Here is a 19,706-nt window from a genome sequence, read left to right on the forward strand (position 1 = left end):
CCGCAACCGTCGCGACAGCTTATTTTACTCATAACGCAGCGCCTGGATCGGCAGCATCGACGCCGCCTTCCGGGCCGGATAAAAACCGAAGAAGATGCCGATACCGGCCGAGAAACCCACTGCGAGCACAATCGATTCCGGCGACATGCGCGTCGCCCAGCCGGTCAGCTCGCCGATTGCCCAGGAGCCGGTGATGCCGAGCACGATGCCGGCGAAACCGCCGATCAGCGACAGCGTCATCGCCTCCACCAGGAATTGCGTGAGGATGTCCGAGCCGCGCGCGCCGACCGCCATGCGCAGGCCGATCTCGCGCGTACGCTCGGTGACCGACACCAGCATGATGTTCATGATGCCGATGCCGCCGACCAGCAGCGACACAGAGGCGACGGCGGCGAGCAACAGCGTCATGATGCGCGAGGATTCTTCCTGTGCCTGCAGCAGTTCGGTCAGGTTGCGCACGGTGAAGGCGTCATCCTGCCCCGGCTGCGTACGCTGGCGCTGGCGCAGCAGTTCGCGGATCTTTTCTTCGGCCACCTGCATGCTTGATCCTTCGCGCACCTTGACCTGGATAGTCCCGACACGGCGCAGCTTGCCCTGTGTGTTGCCGAACAGGCGATTGCGCGCGGTATTCAGCGGCAGCATGATCACGTCGTCCTGGTCCTGGCCGATCATGCTCTGCCCCTTGCGGTCGAGCACGCCGATGATGGTGAACGGTACCTTGCGGATGCGGATGGTTTGGTCGAGTGGATCGAGGTCGCCGAACAATTGCTTCGCGGCGGTCTGGCCGATCAGTGCGACCTTCGCATTGCCGGTGAGTTCCGCCTGGTCGAACATGCGGCCCTCCAGCAGCGGCCATTCGCGCGCTTCAAAATAGTCGGGATTGACGCCGTAGATGGTGGTGGACCAGTTGGCGCCGTTGGCAACCACCTGTTCCGTGCGCCGGTTGGACGGCGCGGCCACCTGCACTTCCGAAACCTCCCGCACGATGGCGGCCGCGTCGTCATCGGTCAGGCTCTGGTTGGCGCCGGCGCCAAGGCGTACGCCCGATTGCGTGGTGGAACCGGGCAGGATGATCATCAGGTTGGAGCCGAGGCTCTTGATCTGTTCCTCGACGCGCTGCTGCGCGCCCGCGCCGACGGCGATCATCGTGATCACCGCCGCCACGCCGATAATGATTCCGAGCATGGTGAGGATGGAGCGCAGCTTGTTGACGCGCAATGCGTTCAGCGCGATGCGCAGGGTGGCGAGCAGGTTCATGCTTCTGCTCCGCTTCCCAGTCGTTCGAGTTCGGCCTGGGCGTCGTTCGGCCGGTTCGTTTCGTCGGCGATGACATTGCCGTCGCGGAAGGTGATGATGCGCGCGGCGAAGGCGGCGACGTCATGCTCGTGCGTGACCATCACGATAGTCATGCCTTCACGGTTGAGCTTCTGCAGTAGCGCCATGATTTCCACGCTGGTGCGCGAGTCGAGCGCGCCGGTCGGTTCGTCGGCCAGGATCAGCGAGGGATTGTTGACCAGGGCGCGCGCAATCGCGACACGTTGCTGCTGGCCGCCGGAGAGTTGCGCGGGATGGTGGTCGGCGCGTTCGCCGAGGCCGACTTCGGCCAGACGCTGCAATGCGCGCTGGTGGCGTTCCGCCGGCGGCACGCCCGCATACAACAGCGGCAGTTCGACGTTATCGAGCGCGCTGGTGCGCGGCAGCAGGTTGAACTGCTGGAACACGAAACCGATGCGCCGGTTGCGAATCGCCGCGAGCGCGTCGGCGTCCAGCGCGGACACACGCTCGCCTGCGAGGAAATATTCGCCGGAAGACGGGCGGTCGAGGCAGCCGAGCAGGTTCATGAAAGTCGACTTGCCGGAGCCGGAGGCGCCCATGATGGCGACGAACTGCCCCTCCTCGATGGACACCGACACACCACGCAGCGCATGCACGACGGTGGAGCCCATCACGTACTCCTTCGCCAGTTCGACGGCTTTGATCAGCGCCATCAGAACATCCTCGGCCCGGCGGGCGGGCGCTGGCGCGGCGCCTCCTGCTGAGCCTGCACGGTGCCGGTGATGACTTCCATGCCCTCCTTGAGGTCCTGCGAGATCACTTCCGTCGTGGTGCCGTCGGTCAGGCCGAGGCGCACTTCGATGGCTTTCGGCTGCTTCTTTTCGTCCAGCACATAGACGCGGCCTCGCGCGCCGCTGCCTCCGCCGCGGCGCTCGCCGCTTTCGGCAATGATCTGCTCGTATTTCTTTTTCTGCTCGGGGTTGAGGATGTCCATGATTTGCGCGCGCATCTCGCTGCGGTTGCGCTCGGCCAACTTCTGGCGGTCGCTGTCCGGCACGTCACGGAGGGCCATGAACTTCTCGCGCATGCCCGCGAAGATGGTGTCGAGCTTCGCCGTCTGGCTGTCGTCGAGCTGCAGCTCTTTTTCCAGGCGTTCGCGCAGGGCCTTCATCTGGCCGCCGGGCTGGTTGCTTGCTGGCGCTTCCGGCTGGGCGGCGGGCTTGTCGCTGCCGCCATTGGCGCCGGCGGGACGGAAGCGCAGCGCGGCATTGGCCACCTTGAGCACGTCGCTGCGCGTATCGGTCACGATGCGCACATTGGCGGTCATGCCGGGCAGGAGTTCGCGGGATGGATTGGCAGCGCTGATGACCACGGTATAGGTGACGACGTTGGACACGTTCAGCGCGGCCTTCCGAATCTGCTTGACCGTGCCTTCATAGCTTCGGCCCGGGAACGCATCGACGGTGAAGGTCGACTTCTGGCCGACGCGGATGCGGCCGATTTCGGATTCGTCGATGGACGCATCGACTTGCATGTCGGTCAGGTTTTCCGCAATCACGAAAAGTTCCGGCGCTTGCAGGCTTGCCGCCACGGTCTGGCCGCGCTCGACGCTGCGCTTGATGACGACGCCGTTGACCGGTGCCCGGATCTCGGTGCGGCCGAGGTCGATACGCGCCTGGGCCAGCGCGGCTTCGCGCTGCTTGACGACGGCTTCGGCATTGCGCAGGCCGGCGGCGGCAACACCGGTCTGGGCGCGCGCGGTATTGACCTGCTCGGTCGCGGAGTTGAAGGCGGCCTGCGCCTTGTCGCGCTCGGCGCCGGCAATGAAGCCCTTTTCCACCAACTGCTGCTTGCGGTCGAGGTCGCGCTTCGCCTCCGCGAGGTCAACTTCCGCCTTGGACAGGGCGGCACGTTGGGCAGTGATATTGGCCTGCTGCGTCATAACCTGCGCGCGAGCGGCATCGACGTCAGCCTGCGCCTGCTGCACGCGAGTCTCGAAAGTCTGGGGATCGATCAGTGCAATGAGCTGGTCCTTCTTCACATCGCTGTTGAAATCGACCAGCACTTCCTTGAGCTGCCCGGAGACCTGTGAGCCGACTTGCACCTGCACCACCGGGCTGAGCGTGCCGGACGCCGACACGCTGGCAGTGATGCCACCCTTTTCCACCTTGCCGGTCTTGTACTCCGGTCCGTTGTTCCTTTGTTGCCAGGCCCAGGAGCCCAGGCCGGCGGCGGAAACAACGGCAACGACGGCAAGCGAAGCCCACCACTTTCTTGACAAATTCATAAACAAAGAGAGGTATCTGCGTTAGATGACCGCGATTCTACCGGCTAAAGACTGGCGGTTCTTGTCCTAATGTAACAACGTCTACAAAGAGATGTACAAAAGCGATCGCAGCTTGACGGTGCGGGAGTGCGCGCATATATTACTGACTCGTAAGTAAGTTATTTGGCTCCGCCCATCATGAATTGCCCCCTCAAGAAACGCTGGGAGCGCCGCAAGGATGCGCGCCCGCAGGAACTGCTCGCCGCCGCCCTCGACCTGTTTGTCGAGCGAGGATTCGCAGCGACGCGCCTCGATGACGTGGCGGCGCGGGCCGGCGTTTCCAAAGGCACACTCTACTTGTATTTCACGAACAAGGAAGAACTGTTCAAGGCCGTCGTCCGCGAGAACGTGGTTCCGGTGTTGGGCGAGGCCGAAGGCATCCTCGAATCTTTCGAGGGCAGCACCGTCGAGCTGTTTCGTGAAATGGTGCTCGGCTGGTGGGAGCGCATCGGCGCTACCAAGCTGTCTGGCATCACCAAGCTGATGATGGCGGAGTCGAGCAACTTCCCGGAAGTGGCCCGTTTCTATCACGATGAAGTGATCCAGCGCGGCAATGCAATGATTGCACGCATGCTCCGGCGCGGCGTCGAGCGCGGCGAGTTCCGTCCGGTCGACATCGAACATGCGACCCAACTCGTCTGCTCCCCGATGATCATGCTGATGATGTGGAAACACTCCTTCGCCGAATGCCGCACTGAACAATTCTCGCCCGAAGCCTACCTGAACAGCTTCGTCGACCTGTTCCTCAACGGCATGCTCACCCAACCTCCCCGCTGACCGGATCTCCCATGTTCAAACGACGCGCCTTCTGGATCACCCTTGCCGTCCTGCTGCTTGCCGCCGGCGTGGCGGGCGCCATGCTGAAGAAACCGAACAAGGCAGCCGACCTGCAGAGCGCGGCCCAGGTGCCCGCGGTGATGGAATTTCTGCCCACCGACCTGATGCAGGTAAAGCCCGGCGAGCTGCGCCAGCTGATGCCGCTGACCGGTTCGCTGCGCGCGTTCAATCAGGCCAGCGTGAAGGCCAAGGTGGCCGGCGAGGTGCGCGAGGTGCTCGTGCGCGAAGGCGAAGCAGTCAAGGCGGGCCAGGTGCTGGTCAAGATGGACACCAGCGATTACCAGGCGCGCGTCGAGCAGGCCAAGGGCGCACTCCTCGCGGCGCGCGGCCAGCTGGAGATCGCCACCAAGGCGCGCGACAACAACAAGGCGCTGCTGGACAAGGGCTTCATTTCGAAGAACGCCGTCGACAACGCCGAGAGCCAGTACAGCATTGCCCATGCCAACGTGGAGTCGGCACGCGCCGCGCTCGACGTCGCGCAGAAGGCGCTGGCCGACACCGTGATCAAGGCGCCGATTTCCGGCCTGGTCAGCATGCGCATGGTGCAGCCGGGGGAAAAGGTCGCGGTGGACAATCGTCTGCTGGACGTGGTCGACCTCGGCCAGATGGAACTCGAAGCGGCCGTGCCGGCAATCGATATCGGACACGTGTCGCTGGGCCAGGAAGTGCAGGTCAAGGTGGAAGGCATGCCCAAGGCGCTGACCGGCAAGGTGGTGCGCATCAACCCGGCGACGCAGGCAGGGTCGCGTTCCATCATGGCCTATATCCAGATCGAGAATCCGCAGGGCGCGCTGCGCGTGGGGATGTTCGCCGAAGCACAACTGACAACTGCGAAAAAATCCGGCGTGCTGACTGTACCGCAAGCCGCCGTGCATACCGATGCCGGCCGCCAGTTCGTGTATGCGATCGAAGGCGGCAAGCTGGCGCAGAAGACGGTCACTACCGGCCTGCAAGGCGACGACGGTACGGGTAATTCGGTCGAAATCTTCCAGGGACTGGAAAGCGGCGCGCAGGTCGTCAAGGCCAACCTTGGCACATTGCGGGCCGGCACGCCGGTCAAGATCACGCAGATTGCGGGCGCGAGCGCCCCGGCCCAGTAACCTCGCCGAGGAAATCCATCCATGTGGTTCACCCGCATCAGTATCGGCAATCCCGTCCTCGCGACCATGATGATGGTTGCGTTCGTCGTGCTGGGACTGTTTTCCTACCAGCGCCTGCGCGTGGACCAGTTCCCCGACGTCACCTTCCCGGTGGTCGTGGTGCAGACCGACTACCCGGGCGCCTCGCCGGAGACTGTCGAGTCCGACATCACGCGCAAGGTCGAGGAAACAGTCAACACCATCAACGGCATCAAGAACCTCTTTTCCCGCTCCTATGAAGGCAGCTCGGTCGTCATCATCGAGTTCGACCTGACCATCGACCCGGCGCAGGCCGCGCAGGACGTGCGCGAGAAGGTGGCGATGGTGAAGACCGTGTTCCGCAAGGAAGTGAAGGAACCGCGCGTCATGCGCTACGACCCGGCCGATCGCCCTATCCTCGCGGTGTCGATCACCGGTGATCCCAAGGCTGCCAACCGTGACCTGCGAGAACTGACCACGATTGCCGACCAGGTCATCAAGAAGCGCCTCGAAAACGTGCGCGGCGTCGGCTCGGTTGCGCTGGTCGGCGGCGTCAAGCGCGAAATCCAGATCTACGTGAAGCCAGGCGAGATGGAAGCGCTGGGCATCGGCATCGACCAGGTGATCAATGCGCTGCGCAACGAAAACCAGGAACTGCCCACCGGCGCGATCCGCTCATCCTCCGACGAGAAGGTGGTGCAGATCCAGGGCAAGGTGAAGAATCCGCAAGACTTCGGCCGCATCATCGTCGCCCGCCGCGGCGGCCAGCCGGTGCTGCTGTCGCAGGTCGCGACAGTCGTCGATGGCCAGGAAGAGCAGGAAAGCCTCGCGCTGTACAACGGGCAGCGCACCCTTGCTCTCGCCATCCAGAAGGCGCAGGGCCAGAACACCATCGACGTCGCCGACGGCCTGAAGGAGGCGCTGAAGGAACTCGAACCCCGCCTGCAGGCGCTCTATCCGGGCGTGAAGGTCGACGTGATCCAGGACAGCTCGCGCCAGATCAAGACCGGCGTGGAAAACGTGCGCCGCACGATGCTGGAAGGCGCGGTGCTGACCATCCTGATCGTGTTCCTGTTCCTCAATTCCTGGCGCTCGACCGTGATTACCGGCCTGACGCTGCCGGTGGCGCTGATCGGCACCTTCCTGTTCATGTACATGTTCGGCTTCACGATCAACATGATCACGCTGATGGCGCTGTCGCTGTGCGTGGGCCTCTTGATCGACGACGCGATCGTGGTGCGCGAAAACATCGTGCGCCATGCCGGCATGAAGGTGCACGGACGCTACAAGGACCACCGGACCGCGGCGCTGGAAGGCACGGCGGAAATCGGCCTGGCGGTGCTGGCGACGACCTTCTCCATCGTCGCGGTGTTTCTGCCGGTTGGTTTCATGGGCGGCATCATCGGGCGCTTCTTCCACCAGTTCGGCATTACGGTGACAGCGGCGGTGCTGATCTCGATGTTCGTGTCGTTCACGCTCGACCCGATGCTGTCCTCCATCTGGCCGGATCCGGCCGTCCATGGCGAGCACGGCGGCAAGCGCAACCTGTACGACCGTACCATCGGCCGCGTGCTGCACCAGTTCGACCGCCTCGTGCAGTGGCTGTCGCATACCTACCGCGACATGCTGGACTGGTCGCTCAGGCATCGCGGCAAGACGGTGGGTATCGCCGTCGCCACCTTCGTCGCCGGCTGCGCGATCCCCGTCGCGGGCCTGGTCGGCAGCGAATTCGTGCCACAACCGGACTACTCGGAAACCGGCGTCACCTACTACACGCCGGTCGGCTCCTCGCTCGAATTCACCGAGACGAAGGCGCGGCAGGTGGAAGCGGTGCTGCGCGAGTTCCCCGAAGTGAAGGACATCTACACCACCATCAACACCGGGCAGGCGCTGGGCAAGAACTACGTCACCTCCTACGTGCGCCTGGTGCCGCGCAAGGAACGCGCGCGCAGCACGACGCAGATGAGCATTCCGCTGCGTGATCGCCTGCGGCAGATCGCAGGCATCACCGTGACCCATATCGGTTCGCTGGAAGGCGTGGGCGGCGACGTGAAGCAGTTGCGCCTGAGCCTGCAGGGCACGGACCTGAAAGAACTGGCCAAGCTGACCGATGAAGCGATGAACAAGATGCGCGCCATCCCCGGCCTGGTCGACCTCGATTCCAGCCTGAAGGCGGAAAAGCCGACCATCGCCGTCGAACCGAAGCGCGATATCGGCGCCGACCTCGGCGTGGGCGTGGCGCAGATCGGTGCCGCCTTGCGTCCGCTGCTGGCCGGCGAAGCGGCCACCACCTGGCGCGCGCCTGACGAGGAAAACTACGACGTGAAGGTGCGCCTGTCGCCGACCGATCGCAACAACGCCGACGACCTGTCGCGCCTGATGCTGGCCAGTTCGCAACTCAATACCGACGGCACGCCGAAGATGGTGGCGCTGCGCCAGGTGGCGACCATCGCGCCGTCGACCGGCGCCAACCAGATCAACCGCCGCGACCTGAACCGCGAAGTCGAACTGTCGGCCAACGTGGTCGGCCGCTCGTCCGGCGAGGTCAGCGCCGACGTCAAGCGCGCGCTCGACAGCATGGACTGGCAGCCGGGCTACCGCTACCAGCTCGGCGGCTCAACCAAGAACATGCAGGAGTCCTTCGGCTACGCGCTGTCGGCGCTGTTCCTGGCGATCATCTTTATCTACATGATCCTGGCGTCCCAGTTCGCCAGCTTCCTGCAGCCGCTGGCCATCATGTCCTCGCTGCCGCTGACGTTGATCGGCGTGTTCCTGGCACTGATGTTCTTCCGCTCGACGCTGAACCTGTTCTCGATCATCGGTTTCGTGATGCTGATGGGCCTGGTGACGAAGAACGCGATTCTGCTGGTCGACTTCGCCAACCAGGCGCGCAAGGAAGGCATGGAACGCACCGCCGCCCTGCTGGAAGCCGCGCACGTGCGCCTGCGCCCGATCCTGATGACGACGCTGGCGATGGTATTCGGCATGGTGCCGCTGGCCTTCGGCCTGGGCGAGGGTTCCGAGCAGCGCGCGCCGATGGGCCAGGCGGTGATCGGCGGAATTATCACTTCGTCAATACTGACGCTGGTGGTGGTGCCGGTGATTTACACCTACCTGGATGACTTTGCTGCGTGGATGCGTCGCAAACGGCGCAACACCGGGCCTGACCAGCATCAAGGCGCACCGGCGATCATGGTTCCGCAGAGCAAAAACGAGGATGCCCTTTGATAAAATGACGGGTTTGTTCCCTTTTACCTGTCGAGTGCCGAAATGAATATCGAAAAAACCCGTTTCAACATGATCGAGCAGCAGATCCGTCCGTGGAATGTCCTGGATCCGGAAGTGCTGAACCTGCTGACCGTGGTCAAGCGCGAAGCCTTCGTTCCGGCCGCGTACAAGAACCTGGCGTTCATGGACACCCAGATCCCGCTGGGTAACGGCGAATTCATGTTCACGCCGAAGATGGAAGCGCGCATCCTCCAGGAAGTCGGCGTGAAGAAGCACGAAGACGTGCTGGAAATCGGCGCCGGTTCCGGCTACATGGCCGCCCTGCTCGCGCACAAGGCGCGGCACGTGACGACGGTCGAGATCGATCCCGAACTGAAGGCCTTCGCCGCGCACAACCTGACCGTCTATGGCATCGGCAACGTCGACGTCGCCCTCGGCAACGGCGCACAGGGCTGGAGCAACAAGGGCACCGACGCGCCCTACGACGTGATCGTCATTTCCGCTTCGCTGCCGGTGCTGCCGAAATCCTTCATCAAGCAGCTCAAGGTCGGCGGCCGCCTGTTCGCGATTGTCGGCGAATCCCCGGTCATGAATGCGGAAATCATCACCCGCGTGTCCGACACCGCCTACAAGACCGTCAAGGTATTCGAGACCGACGTCCCGCCGCTGCGCGAGATCGAGAAACCCTCCCATTTCGTTTTCTAAGGATAGCCATGCAACACCTGACAGCACCGGAACTGGCGGTATGGATCGCCGACGAATCGCGGCCCAAGCCGGTGCTGCTGGACGTGCGTGAGCCGTGGGAATTCCAGACCTGCCACATCGCGGGCTCTGTTCCGATCCCCATGCACTCGATCCCGGAACGCCTGCAAGAACTGGAAGAAGACGCGCCGATAGTCTGCATCTGCCACCATGGCGCACGCAGCATGTCGGTCGCGGCCTTCCTCGAACGCAACGGCTTCACGCAAGTGACCAACCTGACCGGCGGCGTCCATGCCTGGGCGTTGCAGGTTGACAACTCGATGCCTACCTACTAACAATCACTAACACGCCCCACCCGCCACCGGAGAATTGAATGCGGAAATCCGTTATCGCCACCCTGCTTGCCGGCTCCTTCCTGTCGTTGAACGCGCGTGCGATCGACCTCGTACAGGTTTACCGGGAAGCGCTTGCCAACGACGCCCCCTTTGCCAGTGCGCGCGCGCAGCTGACAGCGGGTCAGGAAAAGTCGACGCAAGGGCGCGCGGGCCTGCTTCCGACGATCGGTGTGGGCGGCAGCTATACCCGCAACAACCTGGACAGCACCACGGCCGGCGTGACTGCCAACCGCGACTTCAATTCGCGCGGCTACACGGTTTCGCTGTCGCAGCCGCTGTTCCGGTTGGCCAACTGGGAAACCTACCAGCAGGGCAAGCTGTCGGTGGCGCTGAGCGAGGCGCAGTTCGCGCTGTCGCAACAGGACCTGATCCTGCGTGTGGGCCAGGCCTATTTCGATGTGCTGGCGTCGCAGGACGCGCTGGCATCGGTGCAGGCGCAGAAGACCGCGATCACCGAGCAGCTTGCGTCGGCCAAGCGTAATTTCGAGGTCGGCACGGCCACCATCACCGATACCCATGAAGCCCAGGCGCGCTACGACCTGGCGATCGCGCAGGAATTCGCCGCGCAGAACGACCTCGAGATCAAGCGCACTGCGCTGCAGCAGATCATCGGCAAACCGGCCGGCGCGCTCGCCACGCTGCGCCCCGGCGTCAGGCTGGCGCCGCCGGAGCCGGGCATGCTGGACAACTGGGTGCAGAGCGCGGAACAGCAGAACTTCGGCGTGGTCGGCCAGCAACTGGCGCTCGAAATCGCGCAGCGCGAAGTCAAGAAGAGCCGTGCCGGCCACTACCCGACCCTCGACCTGGTCGCCAGCCGCAGCCACAGCAACCAGGGCGCCAGCGCGCTTAGCGCGGCGGGCACCGTGTCGGACAGCAGTGCCATCGGCGTGCAGTGGGCGATTCCGCTGTTTGCCGGTTTCGCGGTCGACAGCCGCGTACGTGAAACCATTGCACTGGAAGACAAGACGCGCTCCGACCTGGAAAACGCCCGGCGCGTGGCGGCGCAAGGCGCACGGCAAGCCTTCCTCGGCGTGAACGCCGGACTGGCACAGGTACGCGCACTGGAAGCGGCGGAAATCTCCAGCACATCGGCACTGGATTCCAACCGCCTCGGCTACCAGGTCGGCGTGCGAATCAATATCGATGTGTTGAACGCACAGCAACAGCTCTACTCAACCCGCCGCGACCTCTCCAAGGCGCGCTACGACACCATCATGAATGGTCTGCGCCTGAAAGCGGCCGCAGGCACACTGAAGGAAGACGATCTCGTCCAAGTCAACGCGCTGCTTCTGCAATAATCTCCCGGCATCGCAGCTGCCGTTGCGATGCCACTTCCCTCCGCCCAATCCCAATTGTTGGAATCAGGCCTTTTCAAATTCAGGAAATGGCGCGCCGATTCCTTGCTCTAGAGCAAGGTTTTTACGCAGCGCTTGTGAACGTAAATTCACAGCTTTTGCGCCTTCCTCTTGTTTCACTGTCGAAACAGATTCCAACGCCATCGATCTTCGTCGAAGCCATAAATCTTCCTCCAGCTTGATATTTCCATACGGCAATACACAGCTTGCTGGCTTATAACTTGCTCTAGATCAAGAAATAGCGATCCCGCTATCGATTTTTGACGGAGCCCCGATGCGAACCAACCTTCCCGTAACCGGCGTTGAATACATACTGAAAGACACGGAGACCATCGTTTCGAAGACAGACCTGAAAGGCCGCATCACTTACGTCAACCAGGATTTCATCAACATCAGCGGCTTTACCGAAGCCGAACTGCTGGGCGCGCCGCAGAACATCGTGCGTCATCCGGACATGCCGTCGGAAGCCTTCGAGGATTTCTGGCGCACCATCCAGAGCGGCAAGGCGTGGACCGGCCTGGTCAAGAACCGCAGCAAGAACGGCGACCACTACTGGGTCGAGGCCCACGCGGCGCCGCTCATTGAAAACGGCCAGGTGACTGGTTACACATCGATCCGCATCAAACCCACGCGTGAACAGGTGGCAGCGGCCGAAAATGCCTACCGGATGATCAAGTCCGGCGACAAATCGCTCGAAGTCCGCGAAGGCAGCGCCGTGCGCCGTACCGTTTTCTCGCGCCTGCGATTCATGAAGAGCCTGTCGCTGAAGACCAAGATGATGACGGGATTCGGCGGCATCGCCTGCCTGTTCGGCGCCGGGATCGCCTTTCCGGGAACGATTGTCGCCGCCGCAGGACTGCTGTTCGCGGCGCTGTTCGGCTTCTCTTTGTATCGTGACATCGTGACGCGGCTTGAGCGTGCCAAGGTGGACATCGATCGCATGAGCGCCGGCGACCTGAGCTGCAAGATCCAGTCGGACGGCGACGACGAGATTTCCCGGGTGCTGCAGGCCGTGCGCGTGCTGCAGACCAACGTGAAGCTGCTGGTCGGCCAGATCAAGGAAGTCACCGACCTCGTCAACAAGGGATCGAACGAAATCGCCGCCGGCAACTCCGACCTCTCCGCGCGCACCGAATCGCAGGCCAGCTCGCTGGAAGAAACCGCGTCGTCAATGGAAGAACTGACCAGCACCGTGCGCCAGAATGCCGACAATGCGCACGAAGCCAACCAGCTGGTGATCGCCACCTCCTCCATTGCCGTGAAGGGTGGCGAAGCAGTCGGAAAAGTGGTGGAAACCATGGCGTCGATCCGTGAAAGCTCGAGCCGGATTTCCGACATCATCAGCGTGATCGACGGCATTGCGTTCCAGACCAACATCCTGGCGCTCAATGCGGCGGTGGAGGCCGCGCGCGCCGGCGAACAGGGCCGCGGATTCGCCGTCGTTGCGTCGGAAGTGCGTACGCTGGCGCAACGCTCGGCGAGCGCCGCCAAGGAAATCAAGGACCTGATCAACGACTCGGTGCAGAAGGTCGAATCGGGCACCACGCTGGTCGACGACGCCGGCAAGACCATGGCGGAGATCGTGTCCTCGGTGCGGCATGTCACCGACATCATGAACGAGATCACGTCCGCCAGCCGCGAACAGAGCGCCGGCATCGAGCAGGTGAACATGGCGATCACGCAGATGGACGAGATCACGCAGCAAAATGCGGCGCTGGTGGAGCAGTCGGCCGCCGCCGCGGAAACCTTGCGCGAGCAGGCAGCAAAGCAGGCGCAGCTGGTGAGCACCTTCAAGCTGATTTCAGGAATGGCGCCGGGACTGTCGGTGGTACCCGGCGCCGTCCTGCGGCCGCATGGCGTGAAAGGCCAGCAGCGTGTACGCGCTATCGCGAACGCGCGGTAAAAAACCAGGAGGCGCTACCCTGCGCGGTACATCGTGACCACGCAGGCGCCGCCGAGGCCGAGGTTGTGTTGCAGCGCCACGCGCGCGCCGTCCACCTGCCGTGCCTCGGCGGTGCCGCGCAACTGGTGCGTCAGCTCGTAGCACTGCGCGAGGCCGGTCGCGCCCAGCGGATGCCCTTTCGACAGCAGGCCGCCGGAAGGATTGGTGACGACCTTTCCGCCGTAGGTGTTGTCGCCATCGTTGACGAATTTCTCCGCACCGCCTTCGGGGCACAGGCCGAGCGCTTCATAGGTGATGAGTTCGTTCTGCGCGAAGCAGTCGTGGAGTTCGACCACATCGATGCCGTCCGGACCGATACCGGCTTCTTCGTAGACCTTGGCCGCCGCTTCCCTGGCCATGTCGTAACCCACCACCCGCATCATGTCGCCCGAATCGAAGGTGCCGGGCCGGTCGGTGGTCATCGCCTGCGCCGCGATGCTCACGCGCGTATCCAGTCCGCGCGCCTTCGCAAAATCCTCGGACACCAGCACGGCCGCCGCTGCGCCGCAGGTCGGCGGGCACGCCATGGAACGGGTCATCACGCCGGGCCAGATCATCGGCGCATTCATCACGTCTTCGGCCGTCAGCACCTGGCGGAACAGCGCCAGCGGGTTGTTGGCCGCATGGCGGCTGGCCTTGGCGCGGATTTTCGCGAAGGTGTCGAGCCGGGTGCCGTATTTCTTCATGTGGCTCAGGCCGGCGCCACCGAAGTAGCGCAGCGCGAGCGGGATCTCGGGCATGCCGACCAGCTCGTCGGTGACCGCATCGAAGGCATCGAAAGGCGACGGCCGGTCCTTGAACATCGAGCTGAGTGCACCCGGCGTCATCTGCTCGAAGCCGAGCACCAGCACGCAGTCCGCGGCGCCGCTGGCCACCGCCTGGCGCGCCAGGAACAGCGCCGTCGATCCGGTCGAGCAATTGTTGTTGACGTTGACGACCGGGATGCCGGTCATGCCCACCGCGTAGAGCGCCTTCTGGCCGCTGGTCGAATCGCCGTACACATAACCCGCGTAAGCCTGCTGCACATCTTCGTACGCGACGCCGGCGTCGGACAGCGCCAGGCGGGCCGCGCTGGCGCCCATCTGGTCATAGGGCGCGCTTGCACCGGGCTTGGCGAAGGGAATCATCCCGACGCCGGAAACGAAGACTTTGCGGCTCATCTTGCACTCCGTAAGTTGGAAGGATAATGGTGATTATAGGTCGGACGACCTAAACTCGTATTGATGGTCACCATGCGATAATCGCGCGTCCGCTTTCTGCCCCTGCCCATGTCACCCGCGCTCAAGACTTCGCTGCAGCACAAGACTTCCAGCACCACGGAAAAAGGCTATGCGCGCGCCAACGATATCCTGCAGGCCGCGCGTGAACTCTTCGCGGCGGACGGCTATGGCGGCCTCTCGATGCGGCGTGTGGCGGCGCAAGTCGGCGTCAGCCTGAGCAATGTGCAGCATTACTACAAAAGCAAGGACATGCTGGTCGAGGCACTGCTGCTCGACTCCCTCAACCAGTTCCAGGAGCGCATGGACGGCATCGCCGCCACCATGGGGGACGCGTCGCGCACCGAACAGTTGCTGGCGACCTTCGACATGTTCCTGGAAGAGCTGCGCAGCCCGGTCATCCGCGGCATGTTCTTCGAATTCTGGGCGCTTGCCACGCGCAATACCTTCGCCTCTACGCTGATGGAGCGCATGCAATCGCGGGAGCGCAAGGCGATTTACAAGCTGATCCAGGGCATGTCGCCCGACATATCCGACGAGGAATACGTGCTCAGGGCAGCGCTGATCGTCGCGCAGGTCGAGGGCCTGATGCTGTTCCGCGTGCGCAACCGGCCCACCCGGCCAGAACTCGAGGGTCTTGAAAAGGCCGCCAGGCAGGCGGTGCTGCGGCTGGCGACTCAGCCGTAAGGGAAAAATTGCTTCACATCAAAGGAATGAAAAAAAAGCGGCATACACTGGTAATCTGCCGGGGCACACCGGCGATGCCGGAGACCATGATGACCAAACCCGAAAACCTGTACGAACAGGCCAGCTACGAACTCAACCAGTTCCGCGAACGCCGCATGGCCGAACGCCGTGCCATTGCGCGTGATACGCCGGACCGCCGCAAGCCGGCTGCCACGGAATCGCGGACAGACAACAACCGCAACGATGCCGATTCTCTCCCGCCTCCGTAAAGCCGCCGCCACGCTCGCTGCCGGCATGTTCATCGCATTGCCGGCAATCGCCGCCGAGCTCCCCAAGGTGGAAGCCAACATGCTCGACGGCAGCCGCTACTCGCTCGAGGACAGCCGCGGCGCGATTACCTTGCTGTCCTTCTGGTCGATCGAATCCCTCGCCGCGCGCAAGTGCATCGCCGAACTGCAGCGCTTCCATGCAGCCTACGAAAGCCAGGGCGTGAAGGTCGTCGCCATCTCCACCGCGGACGATCCCGCGGTACTGCGCGCCTTTGTCGCCAAGCGCAAGCTCAGCCTTCCTGTAGGAATGCTCGGCGAACACAATGTCGGTCCGCTGCCGGAACACCTGCAACCCATCGTGATGGTCTTCGACCGCGATGGCAAGCTGGTCGCCTCGCGCGCCGGCCTGTTCTCTTATCGTGTGCTGGAAGTGCTCGCGGTGCCGCCGCTGATGAAGCCGGCGTCATAACGCCCGTTTTATCCGCCGCAGCGCATCAAGGACGCGCATCGCCATGCGCTCTCCCCTACCCAGTTCTTCCTCCTTCGCTGCCCTGTCGAACAAGGATTGGGCGCGATGCCGCCATGCCGCAACCGCATTCTCCGCCGCCATCCGCGGACGCAACAGGAGATGCAGGCGCGAGCGATACACCGCGAGGTGATGCAGGCTGCGCGAATGCGCGCCGAGCGCGAACTTGTATTCGTACTCGTTCCACATGAAGTTGTACTCCGTGCAGCCGCGCGCGATGCACTCGGAAATGGTGAGGAAGCAGCACAGGATGCCCGCCGAGTACTCGTTGTAGCGGGGATCGTGCGAAATCACCTTGAAGAAGTAGTTGCTGCCGGCGAAATAGCCGATGCTGCCGGCCATCACCTGGCCATCGACGCGCATCGTCAGCACCATCCCGCATTCGCGCACCAGCGCGATCACCTTTTCCACTTCGTCGTCGAGTCCATAGCGGATGTTCTTGCCGGCGATGCGCACGCGGTTCAGGTCGATGATCGCGCGCATGTCTGCCTCGGAGGCGTCGCCGTTGAACGCAATGCTGATGCTGAACGAGGGATGGTCGCGCTTGAGCTTGTCCATGTAGCGGCGCAGGTTGCGGCGCATGTTCTTGCCGAGGCTGGCGACATAGTCATCGACCGTCGCCGGCAGCGGCAGGACGATATTGGCGGTGCAGGCGTACTGCTGGAACGGACGGGCCAGGGTCATCACCCGCGAGTCGACCGCATGCAGGCAGATGACGCTTGCATCGCTCCATGCAGAGAAGATGCAGTCCGCGAAACGTGCAAGTTCTTCCTCGTCGACCGCCATGCCCTCATTGATGACGCGCACCGTGCTGCCCTCCCTGCTCAGCAGGAAGGCGGCCACAGGTCGCTCCCTGCGCCGCGCAAGGTAAGTGTGGGTGACGCCGGACAGTCCGCCGTAGACCTGCAAGTGCGCGAAGGTCGAATGGATATTGCCGTACAGCGTCTGCATCGCCGCATCGACGGCAGTTCCGGGCGGGCCCGCAAGCAGTTCGACGGTGACACGCTCATCCTTCTCGCCAGCGATGGCGCCGGGGCGGAAAGTCGCCGGCAGTGCAGCATTGTGGAATTCGTTCATACCGGAATGACAGCCTCAAGGTTCGATCACTCGCCTTGAGACTAACATCCGTGGCACCGCGCCAGAGGGTATTCCGCTTTGTGTTTGTGCTGTGCCAATACCCGGTCTGCACTGGCGCAACACAGTTGCGCCAGTTCAAGCTCAGCCCGCGGCAGCGATCGGCATGCAGCTTCTGAGGAAGGCCGTCACCTGTTCCGGCGGGCTCGGTTCCGCGATATGGAAACCCTGCATGATGTCGCAACCGGCATCGCGCAGGAAGGCGAGTTGCGCTTCGGTTTCGACACCCTCGGCCACCACCGACAGCCCAAGGCTGTGGGCCATCGCAATGATGGCGGTAGTGATCGCCTCGTCGTCGCCGTCGCCGGGAATGTCGCGCACGAAGGTACGGTCGATCTTGACCTGGTCAATCGGGAAGCGCTTGAGGTAGGCCATCGAGGAATAGCCGGTGCCGAAATCGTCGATCGACAGGCGGATGCCTTCGGTCTGCAGGCGATGCAGCAGGTCGACGTTGGCATGCACATTGTCCATCAGCACCGTTTCCGTGATCTCGAGTTCGAGCTGGCTGGGCGGGACACCAACCTCGCGCAATGCGCCGATGATGTCGTGCACGAGGTGCGGATCGCGCGTCTGCCGCGCGGAAAGATTGACCGATACCGGAATCGCCCCGAGGCCCGCGTCACGCCATTGCGCTACCTGGCGGCATGCAGTCCGCAACACCCAGCGTCCGATCGGCACGATCAGGCCGCTGTCTTCCGCCACCGGTATGAATTCCACCGGGCTGATCATGCCGAGCTCGGGATGGTTCCAGCGCAGCAGGGCTTCCAGCCCCACCAGCCGGCCGTTGCTCACGCTGACCTGCGGCTGGTAGTACAGCATCAGTTCGCCGCGCTCGAGCGCCTTGCGCAGGTTGGTTTCGAGCGACAGGCGCTTCTGCACGCGCTTGTCGAGTTCGGGATGGAACTGCTCGAAGGCATTCTTGCCCCTGCCTTTGGCCTGGTACATCGCGGTATCGGCGTTGCGCGTCAGTGTTTCGAGATCAGGCGCGTCGTCAGGGTAGACGCTGATGCCGACACTGGCGGTGACATAAATCTCGTGGCTGTCGAGGTCAAAGGGCGCCGCCAGCACGGCGAGGACTTTTTCCGCCACGTTGGTCGCGGTGGAAGCAGCCGACGGCTCGATGATGATGGCGAATTCGTCGCCGCCGATGCGGCAAATCACGTCGCCGCCGCGCAGGCATTCCATCAGGCGCCGTGCCACCTGTTCGAGCAGGCTGTCGCCGCTGTGATGGCCGAGCGTGTCGTTGACGATCTTGAAGTTGTCGAGGTCGAGCAGCAGCAGCCCGACGCATCCGCCGAAGCGGTCCACCTTGTCCAGTGCGGTGGCAAGGTGTTCGTTGAACGCATGGCGGTTGGGCAGGCCGGTGACAGGATCGATGTGGGCGAGGTAGTCGAGGTGTGCCTCGGCGCTCTTGACCGCACGCCGCATGCGGGCCACCAGCAGGTAGGCGACGGCAAGCGAGCCCGCGGCGATGACCAGCGTGAGGCCGGCATAGCCGACCAGGCGGGCGTAAAGCTGGTCGAGGCCGGCGCGGATCGCGACAAGGCCGATGTCGCGGCCGTCGATCTTCACGTGCTGCGCCACTTCAAGATGGTTGATGCTGAAACGGTGACCATCGGTCACCAGCTCGGGCGGCGGCATGGGAATCGCCGGCTGGCCGTCGCGGATGTAGGATGCGAGCGGCGCGCGCTGCAGGGTGAACAGCCCGGCTGCTTCGATGCTGGGCGATGCTTCGAGCACGGCGAGGGTTTCCCGGCTGGCCTTGCTGTCGCCGAACAGCAGCGCCGCCGCACTGTTCTCACCGACGATGCGCGCCTGCACCTTCATGTCTTCGAGCAGCGCGCCGCGCAGCGAAAAGAACTGAAACAGGATCAGCAGGACGCTGGCCACCAGCAGCGCCGCGCCGGCCGTGACCAGGTTGGCGAGCTCCATCCAGCGCCCGATGCGGGGAGAGCGGGAAACCGTATTCATTGCACCATCCTCGCCAGTCGCAGCAGCTTGGAGCTGATTGCCAGCCGTGCCTGCCGCGCCGCGCGCGTATCGACGTCGAACACGACGCGCTTGTTGTCCATGGACAGCGCGATGATGCTGCCGTCGTGACCGATTTCCTCGTCATCCGAAATCGTGAGCACGGCGGCACCGCCCAGCCCCTTCTTGATCTGCACCCAGCGCTCGCGGTCGCCGCCGTCGACGAACAGTACATGGCATGTATTCAACGCATCCAGCGCCGCCAGGTTGCGCACCGCGATGCGCCGCCCCTTGACGGCACGCTCGCCGAGTCCCGCCAGGGACTGGCGCAGCACGCTGCCGGGATTGACGCAAATGTTCAATGTGCCGCCTTCGTACGCGGTATCGGACGGCCATTCGGTAAACAACGCGAAGTTGTACACGAAGGCAGCCTTGAGCGCATATTCCGGCACCGGCTCAGCAGCCACTGCCGCAGGCAGCAGGAACGCCGCCGGCAACAGGCGGCGGGCGATACTGCGCAACAGGAAAATGAACAGGTGAAACATCAGAATGCGTATGCCAGCTTGATCCGGTAGGTGCGTCCGTTCTGCACGATGGCATCCTGCGCATGCTCGGCGGCGCCCGGGTCGGCATAGCGGCGGTCGAACAGGTTGTAGATGCTGCTTGAAAGTTCGAGCCCAGGCGCCAGCCGCATCGCGGACAGGGTCACGTTCCCCAGCCAGTAACC

At 63.4% G+C, this 19,706-nt stretch carries 19 protein-coding genes; 10 read left to right on the forward strand and 9 right to left on the reverse strand.

The window, feature by feature from the left end:
- Window positions 1–24 precede the first annotated feature (24 nt).
- The 3 genes from AYR66_RS01440 to AYR66_RS01450 are packed head-to-tail and all read right to left on the reverse strand — an operon-like array spanning window position 25 to window position 3,562.
- Window positions 25–1,257, reverse strand: a complete 1,233-nt coding sequence (locus tag AYR66_RS01440; RefSeq protein ID WP_088706025.1) for an ABC transporter permease — start codon at window positions 1,255–1,257, stop codon at window positions 25–27.
- Window positions 1,254–1,988 (reverse strand): ABC transporter ATP-binding protein, encoded by a 735-nt coding sequence (locus AYR66_RS01445; protein ID WP_088706026.1) that lies wholly within the window; start codon window positions 1,986–1,988, stop codon window positions 1,254–1,256. Before AYR66_RS01445 ends, AYR66_RS01440 begins: the two co-directional genes overlap by 4 nt.
- Window positions 1,988–3,562 carry an HlyD family secretion protein gene (locus AYR66_RS01450; RefSeq protein ID WP_088706027.1) on the reverse strand — a complete coding sequence of 525 codons (1,575 nt, stop codon included), beginning with the start codon at window positions 3,560–3,562 and terminating at the stop codon, window positions 1,988–1,990. Before AYR66_RS01450 ends, AYR66_RS01445 begins: the two co-directional genes overlap by 1 nt.
- A gap of 177 nt (window positions 3,563–3,739) precedes the next feature.
- Between AYR66_RS01450 and AYR66_RS01455 the strand changes: the two genes are divergently transcribed.
- The 6 genes from AYR66_RS01455 to AYR66_RS01480 are packed head-to-tail and all read left to right on the forward strand — an operon-like array spanning window position 3,740 to window position 11,179.
- The gene (locus tag AYR66_RS01455; RefSeq protein WP_088709546.1) at window positions 3,740–4,378 is read left to right on the forward strand and encodes a TetR/AcrR family transcriptional regulator; all 639 of its coding nucleotides are present in this window, start codon (window positions 3,740–3,742) and stop codon (window positions 4,376–4,378) included.
- An 11-nt stretch (window positions 4,379–4,389) separates the two neighbouring features.
- A complete protein-coding gene (locus AYR66_RS01460; RefSeq protein WP_206047017.1) occupies window positions 4,390–5,538 on the forward strand; it encodes an efflux RND transporter periplasmic adaptor subunit in 1,149 nt (382 codons plus the stop codon).
- Between the two features lie 21 nt (window positions 5,539–5,559).
- Window positions 5,560–8,784, forward strand: a complete 3,225-nt coding sequence (locus AYR66_RS01465; RefSeq protein ID WP_088706028.1) for an efflux RND transporter permease subunit — start codon at window positions 5,560–5,562, stop codon at window positions 8,782–8,784.
- A gap of 42 nt (window positions 8,785–8,826) precedes the next feature.
- A complete protein-coding gene (locus AYR66_RS01470; protein ID WP_088706029.1) occupies window positions 8,827–9,489 on the forward strand; it encodes a protein-L-isoaspartate O-methyltransferase family protein in 663 nt (220 codons plus the stop codon).
- Between the two features lie 8 nt (window positions 9,490–9,497).
- A complete protein-coding gene (locus AYR66_RS01475) occupies window positions 9,498–9,821 on the forward strand; it encodes a rhodanese-like domain-containing protein (protein ID WP_088706030.1) in 324 nt (107 codons plus the stop codon).
- Window positions 9,822–9,859: 38 nt separating this feature from the next.
- Window positions 9,860–11,179 (forward strand): TolC family outer membrane protein, encoded by a 1,320-nt coding sequence (locus AYR66_RS01480; RefSeq protein ID WP_088706031.1) that lies wholly within the window; start codon window positions 9,860–9,862, stop codon window positions 11,177–11,179.
- A 63-nt stretch (window positions 11,180–11,242) separates the two neighbouring features.
- On the opposite strand, the gene AYR66_RS28675 is transcribed toward AYR66_RS01480, so the two are convergent.
- Window positions 11,243–11,380: a hypothetical protein gene (locus AYR66_RS28675; protein WP_170942032.1), complete on the reverse strand. Its 138-nt coding sequence runs from the start codon at window positions 11,378–11,380 to the stop codon at window positions 11,243–11,245.
- A 130-nt stretch (window positions 11,381–11,510) separates the two neighbouring features.
- Here AYR66_RS28675 and AYR66_RS30325 point away from each other — a divergent pair, with 130 nt between their 5' ends.
- A complete protein-coding gene (locus AYR66_RS30325) occupies window positions 11,511–13,139 on the forward strand; it encodes a methyl-accepting chemotaxis protein (RefSeq protein WP_088706032.1) in 1,629 nt (542 codons plus the stop codon).
- A 14-nt stretch (window positions 13,140–13,153) separates the two neighbouring features.
- Here the strand turns inward: AYR66_RS30325 and AYR66_RS01490 are convergent, their stop codons facing one another.
- Entirely contained in the window at window positions 13,154–14,338 is a 1,185-nt protein-coding gene (locus AYR66_RS01490) for a lipid-transfer protein (RefSeq protein ID WP_088706033.1), read from the reverse strand.
- Between the two features lie 108 nt (window positions 14,339–14,446).
- Here AYR66_RS01490 and AYR66_RS01495 point away from each other — a divergent pair, with 108 nt between their 5' ends.
- The 3 genes from AYR66_RS01495 (at window position 14,447) to AYR66_RS01505 (ending at window position 15,820) form a co-directional block, all read left to right on the forward strand.
- Window positions 14,447–15,082, forward strand: coding sequence for a TetR/AcrR family transcriptional regulator (locus AYR66_RS01495; protein ID WP_088706034.1), 636 nt, complete (start codon window positions 14,447–14,449; stop codon window positions 15,080–15,082).
- Between the two features lie 86 nt (window positions 15,083–15,168).
- On the forward strand, window positions 15,169–15,351 hold the full coding sequence (locus AYR66_RS01500; RefSeq protein WP_141103994.1) for a hypothetical protein: 183 nt from the start codon (window positions 15,169–15,171) through the stop codon (window positions 15,349–15,351).
- The gene (locus AYR66_RS01505) at window positions 15,326–15,820 is read left to right on the forward strand and encodes a TlpA family protein disulfide reductase (protein ID WP_088706036.1); all 495 of its coding nucleotides are present in this window, start codon (window positions 15,326–15,328) and stop codon (window positions 15,818–15,820) included. The genes AYR66_RS01500 and AYR66_RS01505 overlap by 26 nt, the downstream gene beginning before the upstream one ends.
- Here AYR66_RS01505 and AYR66_RS01510 read toward each other — a convergent pair.
- The 4 genes from AYR66_RS01510 to AYR66_RS28110 form a co-directional block, all read right to left on the reverse strand.
- A complete protein-coding gene (locus AYR66_RS01510; protein WP_088706037.1) occupies window positions 15,815–16,954 on the reverse strand; it encodes a GNAT family N-acetyltransferase in 1,140 nt (379 codons plus the stop codon). The two genes, AYR66_RS01505 and AYR66_RS01510, sit on opposite strands and share 6 nt — an antisense overlap.
- A gap of 141 nt (window positions 16,955–17,095) precedes the next feature.
- Window positions 17,096–18,982 carry a putative bifunctional diguanylate cyclase/phosphodiesterase gene (locus tag AYR66_RS01515; RefSeq protein WP_088706038.1) on the reverse strand — a complete coding sequence of 629 codons (1,887 nt, stop codon included), beginning with the start codon at window positions 18,980–18,982 and terminating at the stop codon, window positions 17,096–17,098.
- Window positions 18,979–19,524: a YfiR family protein gene (locus tag AYR66_RS01520; RefSeq protein ID WP_088706039.1), complete on the reverse strand. Its 546-nt coding sequence runs from the start codon at window positions 19,522–19,524 to the stop codon at window positions 18,979–18,981. The genes AYR66_RS01515 and AYR66_RS01520 overlap by 4 nt, the downstream gene beginning before the upstream one ends.
- A partial coding sequence (locus tag AYR66_RS28110; protein ID WP_170942255.1) for a TonB-dependent receptor occupies window positions 19,524–19,706 on the reverse strand: 183 nt, incomplete at its 5' end. The genes AYR66_RS28110 and AYR66_RS01520, both read right to left, overlap by 1 nt.

The organism is Noviherbaspirillum denitrificans (assembly GCF_002211445.1).
In the GTDB taxonomy this organism is placed as follows: Bacteria; Pseudomonadota; Gammaproteobacteria; order Burkholderiales; family Burkholderiaceae_D; genus Noviherbaspirillum; species Noviherbaspirillum denitrificans.